The 6,223-nt window shown below is 60.6% G+C and carries 5 protein-coding genes; 3 read left to right on the forward strand and 2 right to left on the reverse strand.

The window, feature by feature from the left end; genetic code table 11:
- Positions 1–33 precede the first annotated feature (33 nt).
- The 3 genes from HBN63_RS08220 to HBN63_RS08230 all read left to right on the forward strand — a co-directional run bounded on the left by HBN63_RS08220 (position 34) and on the right by HBN63_RS08230 (position 4,475).
- Positions 34–1,224 (forward strand): osmoprotectant NAGGN system M42 family peptidase, encoded by a 1,191-nt coding sequence (locus tag HBN63_RS08220; RefSeq protein ID WP_170049066.1) that lies wholly within the window; start codon positions 34–36, stop codon positions 1,222–1,224.
- Between the two features lie 80 nt (positions 1,225–1,304).
- Complete coding sequence (locus HBN63_RS08225; RefSeq protein WP_170049067.1) at positions 1,305–4,058, forward strand: hybrid sensor histidine kinase/response regulator; 2,754 nt, start codon at positions 1,305–1,307, stop codon at positions 4,056–4,058.
- A gap of 168 nt (positions 4,059–4,226) precedes the next feature.
- Positions 4,227–4,475, forward strand: coding sequence for a YheU family protein (locus HBN63_RS08230; RefSeq protein WP_090248127.1), 249 nt, complete (start codon positions 4,227–4,229; stop codon positions 4,473–4,475).
- Between the two features lie 15 nt (positions 4,476–4,490).
- Here HBN63_RS08230 and HBN63_RS08235 read toward each other — a convergent pair whose 3' ends face one another.
- Together HBN63_RS08235 and HBN63_RS08240 are read right to left on the reverse strand one after the other, a co-directional pair.
- A complete protein-coding gene (locus tag HBN63_RS08235) occupies positions 4,491–4,919 on the reverse strand; it encodes a hypothetical protein (RefSeq protein WP_090248129.1) in 429 nt (142 codons plus the stop codon).
- 110 nt (positions 4,920–5,029) lie between these two features.
- Positions 5,030–6,151: an MFS transporter gene (locus HBN63_RS08240; protein ID WP_170049068.1), complete on the reverse strand. Its 1,122-nt coding sequence runs from the start codon at positions 6,149–6,151 to the stop codon at positions 5,030–5,032.
- Between the last annotated feature and the right edge of the window lie 72 nt (positions 6,152–6,223).

Here is a 6,223-nt window from a genome sequence, read left to right on the forward strand (position 1 = left end):
GCTGAGGGGCGCAATCGCCGTAGAGGAGACTCCATGCAGCAACTCCCCGAACCCGACCTCGCTTATCTGCAGAAAGTACTGTTGGAAATGCTCGCCATTCCCAGCCCCACCGGCTTTACCGACACCATCGTGCGCTACGTCGCCGAGCGTCTGGAGGAGATCGGCATCCCCTTCGAGATGACCCGACGCGGCACCATTCGCGGCACTCTAAAAGGCAAGCAGAGCAGCCCAGACCGCGCGGTTTCAGCGCACCTGGACACCATTGGCGCGATCGTCCGCGAACTGCAGGACAACGGCCGCCTGGGCCTGGCCGCCGTCGGTTGCTGGTCGAGCCGCTTCGCCGAAGGCAGCCGTGTCAGCGTGTTTACCGACCAGGGTGTGATTCGTGGCAGCGTGCTGCCGCTGATGGCCTCGGGGCACGCGTTCAATACCGCCGTGGACCAATTGCCAATCAGCTGGGACCACGTCGAACTGCGCCTGGACGCCTACTGCAGCACACGCGCCGACTGCGAATCACTGGGCATTTCGGTGGGCGATTTTGTCGCCTTCGATCCGCTGCCGGAATTTACCGAGAGTGGGCATATCAGCGCGCGTCACCTGGATGACAAAGCCGGCGTCGCGGCGCTGCTTACCGCACTCAAGGCCATCAAAGAAAGCAGCCTGGAACCGGAGATCGACTGCCACCCGCTGTTTACCATCACCGAGGAAGTCGGTTCTGGTGCGGCAGCAGCCCTGCCCTGGGATGTCAGCGAATTTGTCGGCATCGACATCGCCCCGGTTGCGCCGGGCCAGCAGTCCAGCGAACACACCGTCAGCGTGGCCATGCAGGACTCAGGCGGGCCTTACGACTATCACCTGTCACGCCAACTGCTGCGCCTGGCCAGCGAGAATGAAATCCCGGTACGTCGCGACTTGTTTCGCTACTACCACAGCGACGCACAGTCGGCGGTCACCGCTGGCCACGACATCCGCACCGCCCTGCTGGCCTTCGGCTGCGACGCCACACACGGCTATGAACGTACGCATATCGACAGCCTCAAATCCCTCAGCCGTTTGCTTGCCGCTTACGTGCTCAGCCCACCGGTATTCTCCAGCGATGCCCAGCCGGCGCAGGGCTCGCTAGATCGCTTCAGCCACCAACTGGAGCACGATGCCCAGATGGAAAGTGATACCCGTGTACCGACGGTTGACAGCTTATTGCGCCCCCGCGATCAGGACGCTTGAAGGGCCGCACGCATCCGGGCAAAGTGACAGCATGACGCGAGGCCGGATCTGGCCTCAGATAATAATATTGAGGTCGGTGAATGCCTCGGATATGGCTGGCGATGGTGCTGTTCTGGCTGTGTGGGCCGGCGTGGGCGTTGCTGCCTGCCACACTGGACAGCGCCGATTTGCGTCTGTCACTAGGCCCGTCCATGGCTTACCTGGAAGATTCAAAAGGCATGCTGAGCGCCGAACAAGTCGGCGCGCTCAGCGATGAGCGCTTTACCCCTGTCAACGGCGAACACGCCAACCTCGGCAAAAATGATTCGGTCTGGTGGTTCAAGGTACGTCTGAACAACCGCCTGGCACAGGACCTGGCCGGCTACCTGGAAGTCAATTACCCCCTACTGGACCACCTGCAGGTGTACCTGCGCCACGCTGATGGTCAGTGGCAGATGCAGGAAAGCGGCGACCGCTTTGCCTTCTCCCAGCGCCCTGTGCAGGTGCGCAACTTCTGGTTTCCACTGGAGCTGACGCCCGGTGACAGCACCTTGCTGGTACGGGTCGAGACCACCAGCACGATCTTTATGCCGCTGTTCTTCAGCACCTATCAAGCCAGCGCGGCCGCCCAGGAAAACCTCATGGGGTTCAATGGCGCGTTCTATGGCGTGCTGTTTGCGATGTTCTGCTACAACCTGTTCCTGTTTATCTCGCTACGTGAATCGGCCTACCTCTGGTACCTGGCCTACAACCTCAACGTCGGCCTGCTGGCCGCCTGCTTCGACGGCATGCTGTTCAAGCTACTGCCCGAGCATGTGGTGTTCCAATCGGTGAGCATCTACATCCTGATGTACCTGCATTGCCTCACCGCCATTCAATTCAGCCGCCACTTCCTGCATGCGCCGCAGTACTTTCCACGCCTGGACACGGGCCTGCGCTTATTGATGCTGGCTTGCGCCGGCTGCCTGTTGTCGGTACCACTGATAGGCTTCAACGCGTGGAATATTCTGGCCAGCGTCACGGTCTCGCTGGTGTCGCTGATTTTGCTGCTCACCGGGGTCTATGTCTGGCGGCGCGGTGTACGTTACGGCTCTTATTACACGCTGGCCTGGGCCATCCTGCTGTTCGCCTTTATTCAAGCCACCACTGGCTCGCTGGGCCTGGAAGTGCTGGGTGTATTCGGCGCAACGGTGGTGAAAATCGGCGTAACCATCGAGCTGATTACCCTGTCCATCGGCCTGGCCGACCGCATCAACCTGCTAAAGGAAGAAGGCTTCCAGTCGCGCCGCGCCGCTGAGCAAGCAGAAATCGAGAACCTGGCCAAGAGCCGCTTTCTGGCCAAGATGAGCCATGAAATCCGCACCCCACTCAACGGCGTACTGGGCATGTTGCAGCTGCTCAAAGAGACCCCGCTGGACCGCAGCCAGCGTTTCTATGTCGACACCATTTCCAGCTCCGGCAGCTCGCTGATGGCGGTGATCAACGACATCCTCGATTACGCACGCATCGAATCCGGCAAGCTCAGCCTGGAACACATCGAATTCGACTTGGAAGAGCTGATTTCCGACACCCTCAGCCTGTTCACGGGGCAGGCGCTGGATAAGCGTCTGCGCCTCTATGTCAGCCTGGAAAGTGGCGTGCCACGCCGTGCCCAGGGTGACCCGACACGGCTTAAGCAGGTGCTGATGAACCTGCTCAGCAATGCCCTGAAATTCACCGCCGAAGGCCACGTCGCACTGAATGTCTGCCGGCGCAATGATTCCCAGGGCAAACCGCATCTGGTGTTCGCCATCAGCGACAGCGGCATTGGCATCAGTGACACGGCTCTGACCCAATTGTTTGAATCCTTCGCCCAGGGCGATTCCAGCACCACCCGCCGTTATGGTGGCAGCGGCCTGGGTCTGGCGATCAGCAAGGAGCTGGTGGAAATGATGGGCGGCCGTATCGAGGTGCAGAGCACCCTCGGCCAGGGCACGCGCTTTGCCTTCGATGTTCCGCAAAGCGCTGACGAACTCCCAACTGACCCACTGCACGAGCTACTCAAGGGCCGCACCGCTCTGCTGACGTCACTAGACGGTCTCGGCCTCGATGCCTTGAGCCGCTTGCTGGGGCGTTGGGGCATGCGCACCGAGCGCTGCCAGAACCCGGAAACCCTGCAAGGCTACCTGGAAGACTTCTCCGCCCCGCCACTGCTGGTGCTGATGGCACCGTGGCCGGGCAGCATTCAGCACTGGCTGGATTCGCTGCGTCCACTGCTGCAACCTGGGCAACGCGTGCTGCTGCTCTGCGCGCCCGAACACTGTCAGCAACTGCCCAGCTCCGCCGGCCTGCGCCTGCTCGGCCTACCTCAGCCGCTGGCCATCAACGCCCTGCGCAGCGCCCTACTCGAACTGTACGAAGAGCCGCGTATCGTGGAAATCCAACCGCAACCCAAAACCCACACAGATACAGGCACCGCGCCTTGCATCCTGGTGGCCGAAGATAACCCCGTGAACCAGCTGGTGGTGCAGGGCTTTCTGAAAAAGCGTGGCTATAACGTGCGCCTGGTGACCAATGGCCTGGCTGCACTGAATGAGTACCAACGCGACCCCAATGCCACGCAACTGATTCTGATGGACTGCGAAATGCCAGAGATGGACGGTTTCGAAGCCACGCGGCAAATCCGTCGCCTGGAGCGTCAGTACAACCTGCCAGCCGTACCGATCATCGCCCTGACCGCCCATATCCTGGATGAGCACCGCCAGCATGGCGCTGATGCAGGCATGAATGACTTCCTCGGCAAGCCCCTGGACAGTGCCAAGCTGTACAGCACCCTGGAAGCGTATCTGCAGCCTGCAGAGCCGTCCGTTCAGTAGCGGCGCGGCAGACATGCACACGCAGAGCCCTGTGAATCGCCCCTGAGATCGTGCTCAAGGGTGTTAGTCACAAGCGGCTTTTCAAGGCAGTTTTTAACGCAGCACTCCCAACGTAGGTAATTTCCCAACGGCCTGCTAGCATCCGCGCTGCGCTCTGGAGGCCTTACCGTGCTGATCCCTTATCACCTGCTCGAAGCTGACACCCTGACCCGCCTGATCGAAGACTTCGTTACCCGCGACGGCACCGACAATGGCGACGAGACTCCACTGGATACGCGTATCGAACGGGTACGCCACGCGCTGAGCAAGGGCCAGGCAGTGATTGTGTTTGATGCGGAGAGCCAGCAATGCCAGCTGGCGCTGAAGCGCGATGTACCGAAAGAGTGGCTGGATGCGCTTGAGGGTCTTGAAGACTAAGTAGCATGTGGCCGGCTACCCTCGCAGGCCACCCTCGCGCTCCCAGGCGCAACGCACGCGCAACTCACCTTCCTGCGGGCTGTGGAAACCACTGTCGGACTCCCAGCGAAAGGTGTGCGTGCCGTTCAGCTCGGTTTCCAGGTGCACCACCGCACTGGCCCAGTACAGACGCTTGAGCAGCGCCTCGAACTGCTTGATCCATAGGCTCCACTCATACTCCACCGTACGGTAGCTGGCACCAAAGTGGATCACCTGGGTCTGATACAAGCCATCGCCCGGTTGTTCACAGCAGGCGAACATCTCACGCCCGAGAAAGCTCCAGGCATCGCCGGCCGGTAGCTCATCGAGCACTTGCCGATTGATTTCACGGCGCAGTCGACTCTCCGCCGGACTGTCCGATGGCCAGTCTCGGATGCAACCATAAACGATGGATTCGGACTCCACGCAGGCACTCCAGCAAATCAAGGCTGCCTTCTATCACAGCCGTCCAGAGCAAGGAAGGAACTACTGCCAAATAAGCGTCATTGCCGTGGCATAGCGACGCCTAGGCGGCGTCAGCTACAGGCGCGCTTCGGCCCGCGCCGCATCATCCAGGCCAGCACCGTCATCAGCACCGCAAGCCCGGTAAGCACCATAAACGGCAACTGGTAGTTACCCGCCAGATCGCGCGCCAACCCGGTCAATACCGGTGTCAAACAAGCAATGCTGTATCCCATGCACAGCATCATCGCCGTCCAGCGGCTGACCGCCAGTGGCGATCCCGCCTCGTACAACGGCAGCACCAGCGACAAGGCAAACGAGCCGCCTAAACCAAAGCCGATGGTCACCGCCCAAAGTTCAGGCAGCACGGTCGGTTGGAAGGTAATCATCGCCAAGCTGATCGACGACAGCAGCCCACAGCCGACCAGCAGCAGGTAACGGTTCTTGAACCGCTGCGCCAACCAGGGCAGCAGAAATGAGCTGGGCAGTCCCATCAGCATCGACACACTGAACAGACTGTTGCTGTGCATCAAGCTCAACCCGGCTTCGTTGTAACGCGCTACGGCCCAGGTGGCGAGGGCATAAAACAAGCCGGCTTGGATGGCAAAAAATGCACTGATCAACCAGGCCCGTGGCTGCCGCCAAGGTAAGCCGGTGCCACCCTCTTCGCTTTCGGCTTCGACGCGGTTAGGCAGGAACAGCCACAGCAGCAAACCGACGACCGCCGGTAGCGCCCAGATGGCCAGGCCATAGGTCCAGTCATTTGCCAACCACTGGGTAGCCGGGATCGTCAGTACTGCACCACCCGCACCACCAATAGCCATGCTCAGCGAATACCAGCCCACCACGCTGCCCATCCGCCCAGCGAAGTGGCGCTTGATGAACCCCGATAACAAAGGCCCCGCAACCGCGATAGCTGCGCCCAGCAGCACCGCACTGCCAATCAGAATTGAGCTGGCATGCCCTACCGCACGCAGCAACAGCGCCACAGCAATAACCGCCAGACACAGGGCAATAGTACGTTCGAGCCCCAGGCGCACCGCCAGACGCGGCGCAAAAGGCGCGAGCAAACCCATGCATAACACGGGAAGCGCAGTAGTAAGGCTGATCAGGCTGCGGCTCAAGGCCAGTTCTTCAGCAATCTGCGTATTTCGGCCCACCGTGACCGGCTGTTTCGGTAGATCGTGACCGGACATTTCGCTAACGCGTGACCGCTCATTTCGCTATCAACGTGACCGATTTCCAGCCTGCTCCGAAACAGGCGGTCA

It is taken from the genome of Pseudomonas sp. WS 5011, assembly GCF_012985775.1.
GTDB classification, from domain to species: domain Bacteria; phylum Pseudomonadota; class Gammaproteobacteria; order Pseudomonadales; family Pseudomonadaceae; genus Aquipseudomonas; species Aquipseudomonas peli.

Bases quoted from the DNA above. Each gene is read 5' to 3' on its own strand.
- HBN63_RS08220 (WP_170049066.1), top strand. From the start codon at position 34: ATGCAGCAACTCCCCGAACCCGACCTCGCTTATCTGCAGAAAGTACTG.
- HBN63_RS08240 (WP_170049068.1), bottom strand. From the start codon at position 6,151: ATGTCCGGTCACGATCTACCGAAACAGCCGGTCACGGTGGGCCGAAAT.
- HBN63_RS08225 (WP_170049067.1), top strand. From the start codon at position 1,305: ATGCCTCGGATATGGCTGGCGATGGTGCTGTTCTGGCTGTGTGGGCCG.